This window comes from Nonomuraea sp. CA-141351 (assembly GCF_050944675.1).
Classification (GTDB): Bacteria; Actinomycetota; Actinomycetes; order Streptosporangiales; family Streptosporangiaceae; genus Nonomuraea.
Window position 1 is genome coordinate 4107050 of the sequence record NZ_CP191982.1, and the last position, 17056, is coordinate 4124105.

Genomic DNA, 17056 nt, shown 5'->3' on the forward strand with positions numbered 1-17056 from the left:
TTGCGGCGCGGTTAGTTGACCCGCCAGGCAGGGGACTCCTACTGTCCGTATCAATCCTCAGGTTGACATAAATCTAAATCTCAACCTGAGGTTGAGAGTTATCCGAAGTGACAAAAGCGGAGACAATCCGCACCGAAATGGCAAGTCAACGAGCGGAAAGGCCCCTCGTCGTGGCAGCACCGCAGAACTACCTCGCGGTCATCAAGGTCGTCGGCATCGGCGGCGGCGGAGTCAACGCCGTCAACCGGATGATCGAGGAGGGACTCAAGGGCGTCGAGTTCATCGCGATAAACACCGACGCCCAGGCGCTGCTGATGAGTGACGCCGATGTGAAACTCGACGTGGGCCGCGAGCTCACGCGCGGACTGGGGGCCGGCGCCAACCCCGACGTGGGGCGCAAGGCGGCCGAGGACCACCGCGAGGAGATCGAGGAGGTCCTCAAGGGGGCCGACATGGTCTTCGTGACGGCCGGCGAGGGCGGCGGCACCGGCACGGGCGGCGCGCCCGTCGTGGCCAACATCGCCAGGTCGCTCGGCGCGCTGACCATCGGCGTGGTGACCAGGCCGTTCAGCTTCGAGGGGCGGCGCAGGGCCATGCAGGCCGAAGCCGGCATCGAGACGCTGCGCGACGAGGTCGACACGCTGATCGTGATCCCCAACGACCGGCTGCTGTCGATCTCCGACCGGCAGGTTAGCGTGCTCGACGCCTTCAAGGCGGCCGACCAGGTGCTGCTCTCGGGTGTCCAGGGCATCACCGACCTGATCACCACTCCCGGTCTGATCAATCTCGACTTCGCCGACGTCAAGTCGGTCATGTCGGGCGCCGGTTCGGCGCTCATGGGCATCGGCCACGCCCGCGGCGACGACCGCTCGGTGGCGGCGGCCGAGATGGCCGTCTCCAGCCCGCTGCTGGAGGCCAGCATCGACGGCGCCCACGGCGTGCTGCTGTCGATCGCGGGCGGCTCCGACCTCGGCCTGTTCGAGATCAACGAGGCCGCGCAGCTCGTGTCCATGGCGGCCGCGCCCGACGCCAACATCATCTTCGGTACGGTCATCGACGACGCCCTCGGCGACGAGGTGCGCGTGACGGTGATCGCGGCAGGCTTCGACGACGTGCCGCCGCCGGTGGAGAAGCCGTTGCCCCGCCCGGCGAGCCGCCCCGCCGCCCCGCCCGCCGCGCCGCCCGTGTCGTCCCCTGTCCGGCCGAGCCTCGCCTCCCCCAGCGTGAAGTCGGAGCAGCCCGCACCGCGCCCTGAGCCGCGCGCTGAGGTGCGTCCGGAGCCGCGTGCGGACTTCAGGCCCGAGCCGCGTCCCGAATTCCGCCCTGAGCCGCGTCCTGAGCCGCGCGCCGAGTTCAGGCCAGAGCCCCGCCCGGAGTCCCGTCCCGAGCCGCCGCGTCCCGAGCCGGTGCGGCCGGTGGAGTCGGCGCCGGCCCCCGAGCCCGCGCTCGACGAGCCCCTCGCCGAGGAGCCGTCCGCCCCCGTCTCGATCCCCCGGCCCACACCCGAGCCCGCCAATCCGCCCACGCCCATCACCTCCCGCATGTCGGAGCCCGCCAAACGTCCCAGGGTGATCTTCGAGGAGCAGGAGGAGGAGCTCGACGTCCCCGACTTCCTCAAATAGCCCGGGCGCCTGACGCCGCTCCCCGGCAGGGTTCCGGGAGCGGCGCCGTCGTGTGCGCGAAGGCGTACCCTGTGCCGGGCCTGTAGTGGAAGGGAGAGTCAGTGAGAAGGGACGAGATCGCGGCCGGGCTCGCCGAGGTCGACGCGCGCATCGCGGCGGCCTGCCACGCGGTGGGGCGCGACCGCGGCGAGGTCACGCTGATCGCCGTCACCAAGACGCGTCCGGCCGAGGACGTGCGGATCCTGGCCGAGCTGGGCGTGCGCGACATCGGCGAGAACCGCGACCAGGAGGCCGCGCCCAAAGCGCACGAGCTCGCCGGGCTCTCGCTGACCTGGCACTTCGTCGGCCAGCTCCAGACGAACAAGGTCCGCTCCGTCGTCTCGTACGCCGACGTGATCCACTCAGTGGACCGCCTGCGGCTGGTGGAGGCGATCAGCAAGGAAGCGGTGCTCCAGGGCCGCAGGATCGGCTGCCTCATCCAGGTCGCGCTCGACGACGACCCGGACAGGGGCGGCGCCAGGCCCGCCGACGTGCTCGAGCTGGCCGACGAGGTGGCCCTGGCCGAAGGCGTGTGGCTGGGCGGCGTCATGGCGGTGGCGCCGCTGCACGAGGAGCCCGCCAAGGCGTTCGCCAGACTGCGCGAGGTCGCCACGCGCCTGGAGGAGCAGCACCCACGTGCAACGATGATTTCGGCCGGTATGAGCGAAGACCTCACGGAAGCCATCGCGTACGGCGCGACACACGTGCGGGTCGGTACGGCGTTGCTCGGCCGTCGCAAGCCCTTCGTCAGGTAATGTCCCCTCAAGTGGGTCTCCAGGCCCACGATCAAGTAGAGGTCGATCAGCGGTGAGCTCCAAGGGGGTACGGCTACCGCCTCGGGCTCCGGCGACGGACCCGAGCGAGTGCGACCATGAGCAGGAGGACGACGTAGCGATGGCCGGCGCGATGCGCAAGATGGCGGTCTACCTCGGTCTCGTGGAGGACGACCGCTACGAGAGATATGAGACGTACACGGACGAGTACGCCTACGACGACGAGGTGCAGCGAACCGGCGAGGAACGGCCCGTGGCGGTCCAGGACCGCGACGACGAGCCTGACGCAGGAGTGCCCGCGCCGAGGCCCGCTGCGGCCGTCCTGGAGCGCCGCACGACCGATCTGGCCCGCATCACGACCCTCCACCCGCGGACGTACAACGAGGCGCGTACCATCGGAGAGCACTTCCGCGACGGCACCCCGGTCATCATGAACTTGACCGAGATGGTTGACAGCGACGCCAAGCGGCTTGTCGATTTCGCGGCAGGTCTGGTCTTTGGCCTACATGGCAGCATTGAACGTGTTACCAACAAGGTGTTCCTGTTGTCCCCTGCCAATGTCGAGGTGACCGCCGAGGACAAGGCCCGAATCGCGGAACGCGGGTTCTTCAATCAGAGTTAGAGTCTCTGTATGTCTATCGAACCCAACCAGGTCTCGCCGAGACCGGGAGGGCACATCAGAAGTGGAGGCGCGGCCAGGCCGTGGGGATCGTAGGTCAGATCTTGGTCGTAGTCCTGTCTCTCTATCTGGTGCTGCTCATAGGCAGGATGATCTTTGAGACGGTGCAGGCTTTCGCCCGTCAGTGGCGCCCTTCCGGCATCGTGCTGGTGCTGGCCGAGGCCACTTACACCGCAACCGACCCACCACTCAAGTTCCTCCGCCGTTTCATTCCCCCGCTCCGGTTGGGTACGGTGGCCTTTGACCTAAGCTTCACTGTCCTGTTCATCGTCGTGCTGATCCTGATCCAGATCGCGGGATTGCTGTGATGAGCCGGGCCGGTGTGGCACCGGTCGTGATCCAACTCGTGTCCGCGCTGAAGTGATTCGGGTTACCGTCCCTCCGGACAGACTCCAAGCGCGCCAAGGAGACCAAAAAATGCCGCTGACGCCCGCTGATGTGCGGAACAAGCAGTTCAGTACCACCCGGTTGCGGCCGGGCTACGACGAGGAAGAGGTCGACGCCTTCCTCGACGAGGTGGAAGCTGAGCTCGACCGTCTGATCCAAGAGAACGAAGAGCTCCGTGCGAAGCTGGCGGAGTGCCTGCGCGGGAAGGTGCCGGGCGGCATGAACATGCCCATGGCCTCCGCCCCGGTCCAGGAGCAGCCCAAGCCCGAGATGATGGCTCCCCCGCCGCAGCCCGAGCCCATGCGGGCCCCGGAGCCGCCGCCGGTGCAGCAGCCGGTCCCCGTGGCCATGAGCATGCCTCCCGCCGAGGACAACATGGACACCGCGGCCCGCGTGCTCGCGCTCGCCCAGCAGACCGCCGACCAGGCGATCTCTGACGCCCGCCGGGAGGCGGACGAGACGGTCACCCGCGCCAGGCGCGAGGCCGACGAGATCCTCACCAAGGCGCGCCGCCAGGCCGAGCAGGTCATCGGCGACGCCCGCGCCCGCGCCGAGACGCTCGAGCGCGACGCGCAGGAGCGCCACCGCCAGGCGATGGGCTCGCTGGTGCAGACCCGCGACGAGCTCGAGCGCAAGGTCGAGGAGCTGCGGAGCTTCGAGCGCGAATACCGCAGCAGGCTCAAGCTCTACCTGGAAAACCAGCTCGCCGAGCTCAACGTCTCCGCCGAGGGCAGCGGTGGGTTCCCGGTGATGTCCGGTGGTCCGCAGGGTCAGGCTCCCGCCATGTCGCACGCCGTGTCGCAGGGCGGCCAGCAGCCTCTTCCCGGTGGTCCCAACCCGTTCGGCGGCGAGGCTCCGCAGGGCGTCTTTCCCGGCGGTGACGGTCCTCACAACGACCGCCGGTAAAGTAGCGGGTCACTAGGACCTGTCACTCGAAAGAGCTCCCCTGTGATCCTTATCAGTGCTGGTTTGGTGCTCGCGGCGGTCGTGCTGCTGATCGCGGGCTTCGTACTGGCCAAGCCGTTCCTGATCATGTGGTCCATCGTGGTCAGCGTGCTGTCCGCGCTGTTCCTCGTGATCGGGGCGTTCCTGCGGCGAAACGAGCTTTTTCCCGGTGGTGGGCAGGCCGCTGCGCCGGCCACCCCACCGAAAGGGCTCATGCCGCCGGGCATGCCGTACACCCAGACCGGTCCTACGGTTCCCCAGCAGCCACCGCGACCCCAACCGCATCCTCAGGCGCCGCAGCGGACGGCGACCGTTCCCGCCGCCGCTCCTCGCCGCCCCGCGGCGAGCGGCATCTCGCCGGATGCGATCGTGCTGGTGATCCCCGGACGCAAGCGCTACCACATGCCTGGCTGCCGGCAGCTGAGCGGTCGGGACAGCGAGGAGCTCACGTACGAGGAGGCACGCGAGGAGGGCTTCACGCCCTGCACGACGTGCCTGCCTGACGCAGCGCTCGGTGGACGGCAGTTGCCGCCTGCCGCCGACCCCGAGTCCGCTGCCGCCGCCGGCCCCGCCGTCAGGGCGGAGAGCCGGGCGGAAAACTCCGCGGAGACCCGGGACGTACGTCCGCCGGTCGCCCCGCCGAAGCCCGACACGAAGGCTTCCACCCCCACCCCGGAGCCCGCCGCCGCCCACGAGGAAGGCGCCACCGGGTGGTTCGGCCGGCCCTCCGCCGCCGAGTCTGACGACGATCAGGCGGACAAACAGACTTCTTATTTCCGGCCGCCGCCCTCCGCGCGCAGGCCCGACTCGACGCCGCCCCGCCCCTCTTCGGCGGCTCCTTCCGCCGGCGGCCCCGCCAAGGGCGCGCCCTCCACGGGCGCCTCGTCCACGAGCGGCGCCTCTTCCGGCACGCCTTCTGCGGGTGGACGCTCCACGGACGCGCCCGCTTCCGGGTCGCCTGCCACGGCTTCCGCATCGCCTGCCAAGGGCGAGCCGGGCTCTCCTGCTCCTGGCAAGGCCGGAGCACCGGCGGGCAAGCCGTCGCAACGGACCGGCACGCCCGGGCAGCCCGGGAGCAAGCCCGGTCAGTCCACGAGCACACCCCGGCCGTCCGGGACGAAGCCGGGACAGCCTTCGGCCGCGTCCGGGCCGTCCGCCGGGGCCGGGCCCAGGCAGTCCTCCGGTGCGCCTGAGCGGGGCGCTGGTGGGCCTGAGCGGGCCGGGGGCAAGCCTGGGCAGCCGCCGGTGGTGGACGACGAGGACGACTCCTCGGGGCCTGCCACGGCGCCGCAGCCGCGCGTGCCTTCTTCGGCGGTGCCGACCCGTCCGGGAGCCCCGAGCGGGGCTTCAGGGCCGCCACAGCGTCCTTCTGGGGCCGCCAAGGCGCCTGCCTCGTCCGGGGAGAGCCTGGTGGTGCCCGAGCGGCCCGCGTCCTCGGCCGAGTCGCAGGCCAAGCCCAAGGGCCCGCTGCCCCCCGGCGGGGCCGCCAGGTCGCCGGAGGGACGCCCTTCCGGTACGGGCCGGGGCGCCAAGCCGGTGCCGACGGGCAAGACCAGCCCCGAACGGCCACCCGCCACGGGTGCGGGCGCGGCCAAGCCGCCCGCCCCCAAGGGGGACACGCCCAATGCGGGCGCCGGCAAGGGTGAGGCGTCCAGAGGGGAGGAGACCGGCGCCGCGTCCAAGGCCGGTTCCTCGCCCGCTCCCAAGACGGGTGGGCCGGCCACACCGTCGACTGGGGCTTCGGCAGCTCCTAAGACGGGTGCTTCGGCCGTATCCGAGAGCGGCGCCTCGGCCGCCCCTAAGACGGGCGCCACGCCCGCGCCCAAGACCGGCGCCTCCAAACCTGAGGCCGCCGGAGCCGGCAAGGGTGGCGACGAGTCCACCGGCCCCGCGGGCGCCGGCCAGGGCGGCAAGGGCGAACGCCCCCGGATGGTGAAGGTCATCGTCGGCACCCGCCGCTACCACAGCACCGCCTGCCCGTTGATCAGGGGCGCGGGGGAGACGGGCGTGGAGACGATGACACTGGCCGCAGCGGAGGCCGCCGGGCTGACGAGCTGCTCGGTCTGCCAGCACGACCGTGAGACCGTGAGCTGAGAGCCACCGCGAGCCGCTGAGCTGAGCGTCGGTGCCTCGGGCCTGCCGAGCGAGCATCCGCGGTCGTGTGGTCGGGGCCTCGTGACGTGAGCCCGAGACAGCGGGAATGCGGGCGCCCTGACCGATGCGGCCGGCGGGCGACGTGGGTCCGTGGTTCGATGGCCGGGACAACCACATACGAACTGGACCAGCCCGGCTCCCGCCGTGCCGATGAACCGCCGGCCTACCAGGCGATCCCGGTCGATTCGCTCAGGCGAGGAGGCGCCGGTAGCGGAGCTCGGTGAGGACGAAGCCCCGGGTGGTGTCCCGTTTCGTGGCTCCGTCGCCGTGCCATCCGCCCGCCTCGTAGAAACGCCGGGCGCGGACGTTGGTGTCCAATACCCAGGCAGTGGCCTGGTGGTAGCCGGCTTGGGCAAGGGTGGCCAGGACCGTGTTCATGAGCGCCCTGCCGATCCCGCGGCCCCAGGTCTCCGGGATCAGATAGATCGTGGCGATCTCGCCCACGGACGCGGGGTCTTCGTCTTCGTCCCGCGTCGGCAGCAGCCCGGCGAACCCGACGACGTCGCCGCCGGTCTCGGCCACGAGGACTCCCCTGCCGGGCCAGGCTGTCTCGGCCAGCCGGCGTTCCCAGCCGGATTGCCGTTCCGCGGGGTCCAGGTCGTCGAGGTAGTCCTGGGGGACGAGTCCTCGATAGGCGGCTTGCCAGGACCGCACGTGGACGTCGGCGATCGCTCGGGCATCAGCGCTCGTCGCCTGCCGAATACGCATCTGTACGTGATAGCGGCACGAGCAGGTGCCTGTCGAGTCGTCGATCGAGGGTCGACAGGCCGAGGAAGGCCGGCACAAGAGGGGGTGGTGGGCCGAAAGGCCCACCACCCCGGGTGTCAGGCGCGGCGGAGCTGGAAGGACAGCGACAGGTCCTCGTCCGTGTGGGACGGAAGGTCCGGGGCCGTGCCCTCCGTGACCGTGGTCGCCAGGACGTCCTCCGCCACCACGTGCCCCTCGGTACGCAGGGCCGTGGCGAGGTCGGGAGAGGACGTGGTCCACCACAGGTCGATGCGGTCGGTGATCGACAGGCCGGTCGACTTGCGGGCGTCCTGGACCAGGCGGATGACCTCGCGCAGGAGGCCGGCGCGGCGCAGGTCGTCCGTGAGCTCCAGGTCTAGGGCCACCGTCTCGCCCGCGCCGGTGCCGATCGCGCCCGTCTCCACCGCCCAGCCCGAACGGGGCTGCTCGTTGACGATCACGTCGTCGGGGCCGAGCATGATCTCGCCCAGCTCGTCCGCCTCCACCATGACCGTGGAGCCGGAGCGCAGGGCACGGGCCACGCGGGTGGGGTCGGCGGCGGCGACCGCGGCGGCCACCAGCTTGGTCTGGGAGCCGAAGCGCTTGCCCAGGGCCCGGAAATTGGGCTTGACGGAGTAGGACACGAGATCGGCGCTGAACCCGGACATGTCCTCGAGCGCATGGACGTTCAGCTCGTCAGCCACCAGCCCGCGAAGCTCCCCGGGCAGCGACGGCCAGCCGTGCGCCCCCACCAGGGCCCGGCGGAGCGGCTGGCGGGTCTTGACGCCCGACGAGGCTCGGGCCGAGCGGCCCAGCTCCACCAGGCGCCGTACCAGGGCCATCTGGTCGGACAGCACCGGGTTGAGCAGGTCCTCGCGCACCGTGGGCCAGGAGGTCAGGTGCACCGAGGAGGGCGCCTCGGGGGAGCGCAGGACGTCCCAGAGGTAGTCGGTGATGAACGGCGTCATGGGGGCCATCAGCCGCGTCACCGTCTCCAGGCACTCGTACAGCGTCGCGAACGCCTCCAGCGACCCCTGCCAGAACCGGCGGCGCGAGCGGCGCACGTACCAGTTGGACAGGTCGTCGAGGAAGTCGGCCAGGCGGCGGCCGGCGCGCTGGGTGTCGTACTCGTCCAGGGACGCCGTGACCTCGGCCACCGTCCTGTGCAGCTCCCCCAGCACCCAGCGGTCGAGCAGCGGGCGCTCGGCCACCGGCGTGGCCTCGGCGAGCATGGACGGCGACCAGGACTCGGCGTTCGCGTAGAGGGTGAAGAACGACGAGGTGTTCCAGAGCGTCAGCAGGACCTTGCGGACGATCTCCTCCAGCGCGTTGTGCCCCACCCGGCGCGCCGCCCAGGGCGAGCCCGAGCAGGCCATGAACCAGCGCAGCGCGTCGGCCCCGTGCTGGTCCATCAGCGGGATCGGCTCGAGGATGTTGCCCAGGTGCTTGCTCATCTTGCGGCCGTCCTCGGCCAGGATGAGGCCGAGGCAGAGCACGTTCTCGTACGAGGACTGGCCGAAGACGAGCGTGCCGACGGCCATCAGCGAGTAGAACCAGCCGCGCGTCTGGTCGGTGGCCTCGCAGATGAACTGCGCCGGGTAGAGGCCCTCCGGCTTGCCGCGCTCGCCCCACTGGGCGAACGGCATGGAGCCGGAGTCGTACCAGGCGTCGATGACGTCGGGCACCCGCTTGGCGGGAGCGCCGCACGACGGGCAGCCGAAGGTCACGTCGTCGACGTAAGGGCGGTGCGGGTCGAGCGCCGAGATGTCCTGGCCGGCCAGGCTGCCCAGCTCTTCCAGCGAGCCGACGCACGTCACGTGGGACTCGTCCTCGGAGCACACCCACAGCGGCAGCGGCGTGCCCCAGTAGCGCGAACGCGACAGCGACCAGTCGACGTTGTTGCGCAGCCACTCGCCGTACCGGCCCCACTTGATCGTTTCGGGGTACCAGTTGGTGTCGGCGTTCTCCGCCAGCATCTTGTCCTTGACCGCCGTGGTGCGGATGTACCAGGACGGGAGGGCGTAGTAGAGCAGCGCGGTGTGGCAGCGCCAGCAGTGGGGATAGGCGTGCTCGAAGTGGCCGCCGCGGTAGAGCAGCCCGCGGGCGCGCAGGTCCTCGGTCAGCTCCTCGTCGGCGTCCTTGAAGAACCGGCCGCCGACCATGGGAACGTCGTCGAGGAAGCGGCCGTCGGGGCCGATCGGGTTGACGACGGGCATGTCGTACCGCCTGATCACGGCCAGGTCGTCGGCGCCGAACGCCGGGGCCTGGTGGACCAGGCCGGTGCCGTCCTCGACCGTGACGTAGTCGCCGAGCACGACGTAGTGGGCGCCGGGGATGTCGACCAGGTCGAACGGGCGGGAGTACGCGGTGTGCTCCAGCTCGCGTCCCGTGTAGCGGGCCACCTCGGTCACGCCCTCGCCCAGCACCGGCAGCAGCGGCTCGGCGACCACCAGGACCTCGCCGTCCGGCGTGCGGGCCGCGACGTACGTCACGTCGGGGTGCACGGCGACCGCCGTGTTGGACACGAGGGTCCACGGCGTCGTCGTCCACACGAGCAGGGCGGCGCCCAGCTCGGCCAGCGGCCCGGAGGTCACCGGCATGCGGACGTAGACCGACGGGCTGGAGACGTTCTCGTAGCCGCCGGGCTGGCCCAGCTCGTGGTCGGACAGCCCGGTGCCGCAGCGCGGGCAGTACGGCGTGATGCGGAAGTCGCGGAACAGCAGCCCCTTGTCCCACACGACCTTCAGCGACCACCACACCGACTCGATGTAGGACGGGTCCATCGTCCGGTACGCCTGGGACAGGTCGATCCAGTAGCCCATGCGCTCGGTCATCTGCTCGAACGCGTCCACGTGCCGCAGCACCGACTCGCGGCACTTCGCGTTGAACTCGGCGATGCCGTATTCCTCGATGTCCTTCTTGCCGGTCAGGCCCAGCTCGCGCTCGACGCCGACCTCGACCGGCAGGCCGTGGCAGTCCCATCCGGCCTTACGCGGAACGCTGAATCCGCGCATGGACTTGTAGCGCGGGAAGAGATCCTTGAACACCCGCGCCTCGACGTGGTGCACGCCGGGCAGGCCGTTCGCGGTGGGGGGACCCTCGTAGAAGACCCAGGACGGGTTACCGGAGTTCTGCTCCACGGAACGCTCGAAGATCTTCCCGTCCCGCCAGCGGTCCAGGACCTCGCGCTCGAGCGCGGGCAGGTCGACCTGCGCGGGAAGAGAGCGGAACGTTGGGGAAGACATTTCGGGCGTGACCTCCACGCATCATCGGCCGGCAAGGCTAGCGTGAAGGGACGAAGCCACACGGCTCCGCGGTACCACCCTTCTTGGCCTCGCCCGGGGGGAGGCCCTCTTCATTTGATCTGCTGCCGGGTCTAATGAGCTCGCACGAGCCGTTCTTCCGGCGGCTCCGGGGTGATATCCCTCACAGTCGGGCCCCATCAACGCCTTGCAGTCTCAAACCATAACGCAGAGTGGAGGCGAAGGCTTCCTGGTTTCCCTTGGCACATCTTCCGGAGACCGCGTCGGTACGCAACCGACAAAGATGTGGGAATGGACGCCCCTGTTGAGGAGTTGAATGCGCGGGGCGGGATAGTACGGGGGAGGTAAACCGTCCGGCGGGTCGTTTGCCGTTCCGTTATGAGGATCCTAAGCTGCCCGCACCATTTACGGCCTTGATCAGCAATGGAGGCAGCCATGGCGGCAGTCACGCAGACCACCGCTACACCGTCGATGTGGTCGGAACAGGAGCTGGCCGAGGTACGCGGCAGGCTCCAGACCGAGATCGACGAGCTCAACGCGGACATCCACCGCCACGAGACGGAGATAGCCTCTGGAGACGTCACCCAGGGAGCCGGCGACGACCAGGCGGACGCCGGCGCCAAGACGTACGAGCGCGAACGCGAGATCGCCCTTACCCTGAATGCGCGCGATCTGGTCGCGCAGAACGAACGTGCGATCGCCAGGATCGACGCAGGGACCTATGGAGTGTGCGAATCGTGCCACAAGCCGATCGGCAAGGAACGCCTTCAGGCGTTCCCGAGGGCGACGCTGTGCGTGGCCTGCAAGCAGAAGGAGGAGCGCCGGTAGCGCCTGCGGGCCGGCCCCGCGGCCGCCTGTTCGCCGTCCTCGTCGTGCTGGCGGCCGTGATCTACGCGGCCGATCTCATCACCAAGACGGTGGTGCTGCGCACACTCGAGGGCCGGGCGCCCCTCGTCGTCATCCCGGACGTGCTGCAGTTCCGGGTGATCTTCAATTCCGGTGCCGCGTTCAGCATCGGCACCGGGATGACCTTCATCTTCACGTTCATCGCCGCGGGCGTGGTCGTGGCCATCGTGCGCACCGCCCGCAAGCTCGGCAGCCGGGCCTGGGCGCTCACGCTGGGCCTGCTGCTCGGCGGGGCCCTCGGCAACCTCACCGACCGGCTGCTGCGCTACCCCTCGGGCATCGGGCGCTCCACGCAGCTCCAGGGGCACGTCGTCGACTTCATCGAGGTGCTCCCGGGGCATTTCCCCGTCATCGACTACTTCCCCGTCTTCAACATCGCCGACTCGGCCATCGTCTGCGGCGGCATCCTGGCGGTGCTCCTGGCCTGGCGGAACGTGCAGATCGACGGGTCCAAGGAGGTGGCGAAGGGTGAGTGAGCAGCGCAGCCTTCCCGTCCCCGACGGCCTGGAGGGCGAGCGGCTCGACGCGGCGCTCTCGCGGTTGTTCGGCTTCTCCCGCACCCGCGCGGCCGAGTTGATCGGCGCGGGCGAGGTGCTGGTGGACGGGCAGCAGCCGGCCAAGTCGGACCGGGTGCACGCGGGAGCGTGGCTCGACGTGACGATGCCGCCGCCGGTCACCACGCCGATGCCGGTCGCGGAGCCGGTGCCGGGCATGACGGTCGTGTACGAGGACGACGACATCGTCGTGGTCAACAAGCCGATCGGGGTGGCCGCCCACCCGACCGTGGGCTGGACGGGGCCGACCGTGATCGGCGGGCTGCTCGGGGCCGGGCACACGATCGCCACCAGCGGGGCGGCCGAGCGGCAGGGCATCGTGCACCGGCTCGACGCCAACACCACGGGGGCGATGGTGGTGGCCAAGAGCGAGGTGGCGTACTCACGGCTCAAGCGGGCCTTCAAGGAGCGCACGGTCGACAAGCGCTACCACGCGCTGGTGCAGGGACATCCCGACCCGTTCAGGGGCACGGTGGACGCGCCCATCGACCGGCACCCCTCCGGGGACGGGCGGTTCGCGGTGGTGGCCGGGGGCAAGCCGTCGGTCACCCATTACGACACCGTCGAGGCGTTCCGCGCGGCCTCGCTGCTGGACATCAAGCTGGAGACCGGGCGCACGCACCAGATCAGGGTGCACATGGCGGCGCTCCGGCACCCTTGCGTCGGCGACCTCCTGTACGGCGCCGACCCGACGCTGGCGGCCCGCCTGGGGGTCACGCGGCAGTGGCTGCACGCCGTGGCGCTCGGGTTCGAGCATCCGGCCACGGGGGAGTGGATGTCGTTCAGCACGGACTACCCGCAGGACCTGCAGAAAGCGCTGGACATCGTCCGCGACGAGTCCTGACCCGCCCTGAAGAGACGGGCCGTGCCACTCAGCGGGGCGAGGCGGTCGCGCAGGCGGGCGTCGTCGCTCCCGTACCGCTCCCCGGACGTGTGCAGGCGGGCGAGGGCTCACCGGGCCACCCGCTGTCCGGGGCCAGTGTGATCGCCGACGCCAGCTCGCCCAGCCGATCCGCCCAGCCGGCGCGCCCGGCCTCGGCGTAGGCCGCGTAGCCGTCCCTGAGCACCGTGACGCGGCGTTCCTCGCGCACGGCGGGCAGGCCCCGCACGGTGGTGCCGGGCTTCAGGGCCGAGGTCCTCTCCTCGACCCCGACCTCCAGCCACGAGCCGGCGTCGTCGTAGCGGAGCCCCACTTTGTACGGGGCGCTGTAGGAGGTGACCGCGCCCACCAGCACGCCCGGCTCTCCCGGGACGGTGAACGGCACGTCGACCCGTTCGTCGCCGCCGGGCAGGACGCTCTGGGCGACCCGGTGGGCGATCTCACGGTCACCGCCCTTGACCGACACGACGCCCCACGCCTGCGGCCCCCACTGCCAGGCCACCTCCGCCGTTCCCTTCCTGAGGACGGGATCGCGCGGCCAGATCGCCGGGCGGCCGTTGACCGAAGGCGCGGCCGGTCCGTCGGCGCTCCTGGGCAGGACGCCCTGGGCGTACAGCTCGATCACCGCGTCCCCCGAGCGGGACGGGTCGGCGGGGCGCAGGGTCACCCGCTGGACGAGGCGGCCCGTCGCGTACGTGTCGGGGGTGAAGCCGCCGGCGGAGCCCACCGTGAAGGCCTTGGTCAGCACGTCGAACCCGGACTGCCGGGCGACGGCGGGCGCGGGCTGGGCGGCCTGGCGGCCGAGCACGGTCGTCATGGCGATCACCGCGACCACGGCGCTCACGGCCGCCGCAGCCCCGAGCGCCGCGCGTGTACGCGCCCGCCGCCGCCCTGCCCGGACGGCGGCCGCCACGTTGACTCGTCCCGTCGGAGCGGGTTCCACGTCACGCAGCGGATCGAGCAGCCGCCCCCCGTCCAGGCCGGGGCCGGTGCCGTCGAAGGCGCGCGTCCACTCGCCGGAGCCGTCCGGTTCGCGTGCCGGCGCGTCCTCAGAGCCGCGCGTCCGCCCGGTTTCGCGCTTACGGGCGTCCATGTCGCATCGCTCCCTCCACCATCGACGCCGGATCGTCGCCGAGCAGCCTGCGTAACGCGGCCAGGCCGCGGGCAGCCTGGCTCTTCACGTTGCCCGTCGAACAGCCCAGGATCTCGGCCACCTCCGTCACCGGCAGATCGCACAGGAACCGGAGCACGAGCACCGCCCGCTGCCGCGGCGGCACCTTGGCCAGCGCGGCATGCACTACCGAGCGGGTCTCGACGTCCGGCGGGTGTCCCGCGGCCTCGGGGACCTCGTGGGAGTAACCGGCGAGCCTGACGCGAGTCCACCAGCCGAGGCGCTGGTCGTTCAGGAAGCACCTGACCAGCATCGCGTCCACGTACCTGTCCAGGTCGCGGGCCGCACGGGCGCGTCTCCAGTGGACGTACAGCCTGGTGATGGCCATCTGCACCACGTCGTCGGCGCGGTGGGCGTCCTTGCACAGGTAGTACGCCAGCCGCCGCAGCGATGGGAGCCGCGCGGTCACGTAGTCCACGTAGTCCCGCTCCTCCGCCGCGTGCACCCGCCACCTCCTCGATCATCCTTCTCTCCCTGAGACAGCGCCGGGGGCGGGAAAGGTTGCATCACACGTCCCAGACCCACACACCGCCCACGAACCGGGGCTGCCCCAGGAGAGTGGTGAGGGTGCGCAGGAGCGCGTCCTGGTGCTCGTGCGGGCCGAGCACGACCGCGTCGGCGCGCCAGTACGCCAGGTCGGTCCGCATCCCGGCCTGTTCCGCCGGCCCGATCGCCGGGATCTCGCCGCTGTCGCGTACGTCGCGCAGCAGCGAGGCGGTGGGGCGGGGCGGGGCGCCGTACGCGCCCTGCCGGTCAGGGCCGACCGGGCCGACGAAGTAGCCCTCGGGGAGGAGGAAGCCGAGCCCGGCGTCGATCTGCCAGCGCAGCGCGGTGGCGTCGGCCGCGTCGGGTGGCGGCACGGGCACCAGGGAGCGTCCGGGGCGCACGTACGAGCGCCACATTCCGGTCGTGAAGAACGCGGGCGTGTCCGGGCGGTCGGCGGCCACCAGGGGCTTCGGCGCGAGCGGCAGCAGTGCCTCGGCCAGCGCCAGCCCCAGCAGCACCCGCGCCGGCGCGCCCCGCCACGACATCTCCAGCACCCGGTCGGCCGCGATCGCCAGGAGGGCCCCGACGGCGGGCACGCACACCAATGTGAAGCGGGACTCCAGCACTGACTCGAACAGTGGCAGCTGGGACATCCACCACCACGGCCCCAGATAACTCGATTTTTCGCCGTAAAAAGTGATCTCTGGCCCGAGCGACAGCGCCGCCGACACCACGACGACCAGCGTCAGCGGCAGCACCACCGGAATCCGCCGCAGCCACACCGCCACCCCGGCGACCAGGACGGCCAGCGGCCAGCCGAAGAACGCGTTCTGCTCCGTGGGGTTGAGCGACAGCGCCGCCGCCACACCCGCGTCGCCCGCCAGCGACCTCCCGGCGTACGAGACGAGCGCCTGAACGTCGTTGCCCGCGGGCCCGTGGATCAGTGAGGCGTAACTCTGCGCCCCGGCGAACTGGAACCACAGCGCGGGCCCGCTCAGCGTCAGGCTCACCACGGCTGCCACCGCCGTGCCCGCCACCAGCGGCCGCAGCGCCGCCAGGGCCGCGTCGGGGCGGGCGGCGGCGTACCCGGCGGCGAGCACGGCGAGCCCGGCCGCGGCCAGCAGCAGGACCTCCTCGCCCAGGAAGATCTGGTACGTCACCAGCAGCCCCAGCACGGTCCCGTCACGCCAGACGCGGCGGTGCCGGGCCAGCAGCAGGAACCGGCCGATGATCAGCGGGATGGCGAACAGCACGACGAAGTTCGGGTGCGCGTTCGCGTGCGAGATGATCGGCGGCGCGAACGCGCAGAACGCGCCCCCCACCCCCGCCGCGACGGGGGAGCTCACCACGTGCCTCGACAGCAGCCGGTACCAGGCGGCGGCGCTGCCGGCGAGGCCTCCGGTGAGCACGATCGCCCACGTCGCCGAGGGGCCGAAGGCGAGCGTGACGGGGGCGAGCGGCGCGGAGACGCCGAGCATGACGGTGTTGGCCATCAAGTTCACGCCGAGCGGGTAGTTCTGCAGGGTCGTGAACAGCGGGGAGTCCCAGGAGGCCAGGTTGCGGGCGGTGACCGCGAAGAACCACTCCCACTGGTGCTGGTCCTGGCCTCCGTCGACGAGATAGCGGCGCGACGGGTCGGCCCACAGGTGGACGTACACGAAGACGGCCAGCGCGAGATAGACGCACGCCACGACGAGGCCGGCCCTGCGGCGAGTCACCGGCGCTCGCACAGCAACAAGCACAGGTCGCCCAGCGTCAGCAGGTAGTGATGGGCGCGTAACTTGGAGCCGGGCCGGTGGGACCACCGCACCGGGACCTCCCTGACCGGCCACCCCCGCCGCGCGAACGCCCGCAGGATCTCCACGTCGAAGGCCCACCCGTCCAGCCGCGCGCGGCCGAACACCACGCGCGCCTTGTCCCCGTCGAACAGCTTGAAGCCGCACTGCGTGTCGGCGACCCCCGGCAGGGCCATCGCCCGGATGAGCCGGTTGCCCAGCGTGCCGAGCAGGTGCCTGACGGGGTGCTGGCGCACCAGGATGCGGGACCCGGGGCGGGCGCGGGAGCCGATGGCCGCGTCGGCTCCCTGGCTCAGCGCCGCCCTCAACCGGCCGAACTCCTCGATCGGGGTGGCGAGGTCGGCGTCCGTGAACAGCACCTGGCGGCCGCGCGAGACCAGCACACCGCGTCGTACCGCGTGGCCCTTGCCCCGGTTGGCGGGCCAGCGGATGACGCGCATCCGGGGCTCGGCGCCGGCGGCGGCCGCCGCCACGGCCAGTGTGCCGTCCGCCGAGCCGTCGTCGACGACGATCAGCTCCCAGCTCAGCGGCGTCGTGCTCAGGTGGGTGCAGACGGAGGCCAGGGTGGCGCCGAGCCTGGCCTCCTCGTTGTAGGCGGGAATCACCACCGACAGGTCGATCTCGCTCATGCCCCGGAGACAGGGCCGGGCCTCACGGGGGTTGCACGGTCAGCGC

Annotated in this window: 15 protein-coding genes; 9 read left to right on the forward strand and 6 right to left on the reverse strand. The window is 71.2% G+C overall.

What is annotated here, in order from left to right; translation table 11 throughout:
• The first annotated feature begins 170 nt into the window (after positions 1–170).
• The 6 genes from ftsZ to ACQPWU_RS19525 all read left to right on the forward strand — a co-directional run bounded on the left by ftsZ (position 171) and on the right by ACQPWU_RS19525 (position 6539).
• On the forward strand, positions 171–1622 hold the full coding sequence (ftsZ, locus tag ACQPWU_RS19500) for a cell division protein FtsZ (protein ID WP_433441963.1): 1452 nt from the start codon (positions 171–173) through the stop codon (positions 1620–1622).
• Positions 1623–1723: 101 nt separating this feature from the next.
• Positions 1724–2416, forward strand: coding sequence for a YggS family pyridoxal phosphate-dependent enzyme (locus ACQPWU_RS19505; RefSeq protein ID WP_433441965.1), 693 nt, complete (start codon positions 1724–1726; stop codon positions 2414–2416).
• Between the two features lie 139 nt (positions 2417–2555).
• Positions 2556–3056, forward strand: coding sequence for a cell division protein SepF (locus tag ACQPWU_RS19510; RefSeq protein ID WP_360711324.1), 501 nt, complete (start codon positions 2556–2558; stop codon positions 3054–3056).
• An 80-nt stretch (positions 3057–3136) separates the two neighbouring features.
• Positions 3137–3421 (forward strand): YggT family protein, encoded by a 285-nt coding sequence (locus ACQPWU_RS19515; RefSeq protein WP_433441967.1) that lies wholly within the window; start codon positions 3137–3139, stop codon positions 3419–3421.
• A gap of 109 nt (positions 3422–3530) precedes the next feature.
• Positions 3531–4406 carry a DivIVA domain-containing protein gene (locus ACQPWU_RS19520; protein ID WP_433441969.1) on the forward strand — a complete coding sequence of 292 codons (876 nt, stop codon included), beginning with the start codon at positions 3531–3533 and terminating at the stop codon, positions 4404–4406.
• A 42-nt stretch (positions 4407–4448) separates the two neighbouring features.
• Entirely contained in the window at positions 4449–6539 is a 2091-nt protein-coding gene (locus ACQPWU_RS19525) for a hypothetical protein (protein ID WP_433441971.1), read from the forward strand.
• A 249-nt stretch (positions 6540–6788) separates the two neighbouring features.
• Here the strand turns inward: ACQPWU_RS19525 and ACQPWU_RS19530 are convergent, their stop codons facing one another.
• Complete coding sequence (locus ACQPWU_RS19530) at positions 6789–7307, reverse strand: N-acetyltransferase family protein (RefSeq protein ID WP_433441973.1); 519 nt, start codon at positions 7305–7307, stop codon at positions 6789–6791.
• Between the two features lie 116 nt (positions 7308–7423).
• Positions 7424–10570 (reverse strand): isoleucine--tRNA ligase, encoded by a 3147-nt coding sequence (gene ileS, locus ACQPWU_RS19535; protein ID WP_433441975.1) that lies wholly within the window; start codon positions 10568–10570, stop codon positions 7424–7426.
• A 453-nt stretch (positions 10571–11023) separates the two neighbouring features.
• On the opposite strand from ileS, the gene ACQPWU_RS19540 reads away from it, so the two are divergent.
• Genes ACQPWU_RS19540 through ACQPWU_RS19550 form a run of 3 tightly spaced genes read left to right on the forward strand, consistent with a single transcriptional unit; the run spans position 11024 to position 12892 of the window.
• On the forward strand, positions 11024–11416 hold the full coding sequence (locus ACQPWU_RS19540) for a TraR/DksA family transcriptional regulator (RefSeq protein ID WP_433441977.1): 393 nt from the start codon (positions 11024–11026) through the stop codon (positions 11414–11416).
• Positions 11380–11970, forward strand: coding sequence for a signal peptidase II (lspA, locus tag ACQPWU_RS19545; protein WP_433441979.1), 591 nt, complete (start codon positions 11380–11382; stop codon positions 11968–11970). The genes ACQPWU_RS19540 and lspA overlap by 37 nt, the downstream gene beginning before the upstream one ends.
• On the forward strand, positions 11963–12892 hold the full coding sequence (locus tag ACQPWU_RS19550; RefSeq protein WP_433441981.1) for an RluA family pseudouridine synthase: 930 nt from the start codon (positions 11963–11965) through the stop codon (positions 12890–12892). Before lspA ends, ACQPWU_RS19550 begins: the two co-directional genes overlap by 8 nt.
• Before the next feature lie 28 nt (positions 12893–12920).
• Here ACQPWU_RS19550 and ACQPWU_RS19555 read toward each other — a convergent pair whose 3' ends face one another.
• The 4 genes from ACQPWU_RS19555 to ACQPWU_RS19570 form a co-directional block, all read right to left on the reverse strand.
• A complete protein-coding gene (locus ACQPWU_RS19555; RefSeq protein ID WP_433441983.1) occupies positions 12921–14021 on the reverse strand; it encodes a hypothetical protein in 1101 nt (366 codons plus the stop codon).
• Positions 14008–14544 carry a SigE family RNA polymerase sigma factor gene (locus ACQPWU_RS19560; protein ID WP_433441985.1) on the reverse strand — a complete coding sequence of 179 codons (537 nt, stop codon included), beginning with the start codon at positions 14542–14544 and terminating at the stop codon, positions 14008–14010. Before ACQPWU_RS19560 ends, ACQPWU_RS19555 begins: the two co-directional genes overlap by 14 nt.
• A 61-nt stretch (positions 14545–14605) precedes the next feature.
• Positions 14606–16303 carry a hypothetical protein gene (locus ACQPWU_RS19565; RefSeq protein ID WP_433441987.1) on the reverse strand — a complete coding sequence of 566 codons (1698 nt, stop codon included), beginning with the start codon at positions 16301–16303 and terminating at the stop codon, positions 14606–14608.
• On the reverse strand, positions 16300–17010 hold the full coding sequence (locus ACQPWU_RS19570) for a dolichyl-phosphate beta-glucosyltransferase (RefSeq protein ID WP_433441989.1): 711 nt from the start codon (positions 17008–17010) through the stop codon (positions 16300–16302). Before ACQPWU_RS19570 ends, ACQPWU_RS19565 begins: the two co-directional genes overlap by 4 nt.
• Positions 17011–17056: the final 46 nt, after the last annotated feature.

Excerpts from the sequence above, each read along its gene's own strand:
- ACQPWU_RS19510 (WP_360711324.1), top strand. The coding sequence starts at position 2,556 with ATGGCCGGCGCGATGCGCAAGATGGCGGTCTACCTCGGTCTCGTGGAG.
- ACQPWU_RS19520 (WP_433441969.1), top strand. The coding sequence starts at position 3,531 with ATGCCGCTGACGCCCGCTGATGTGCGGAACAAGCAGTTCAGTACCACC.
- ACQPWU_RS19530 (WP_433441973.1), bottom strand. The coding sequence starts at position 7,307 with ATGCGTATTCGGCAGGCGACGAGCGCTGATGCCCGAGCGATCGCCGAC.
- ileS (WP_433441975.1), bottom strand. The coding sequence starts at position 10,570 with ATGTCTTCCCCAACGTTCCGCTCTCTTCCCGCGCAGGTCGACCTGCCC.
- ACQPWU_RS19540 (WP_433441977.1), top strand. The coding sequence starts at position 11,024 with ATGGCGGCAGTCACGCAGACCACCGCTACACCGTCGATGTGGTCGGAA.
- ACQPWU_RS19555 (WP_433441983.1), bottom strand. The coding sequence starts at position 14,021 with ATGGACGCCCGTAAGCGCGAAACCGGGCGGACGCGCGGCTCTGAGGAC.
- ACQPWU_RS19570 (WP_433441989.1), bottom strand. The coding sequence starts at position 17,010 with ATGAGCGAGATCGACCTGTCGGTGGTGATTCCCGCCTACAACGAGGAG.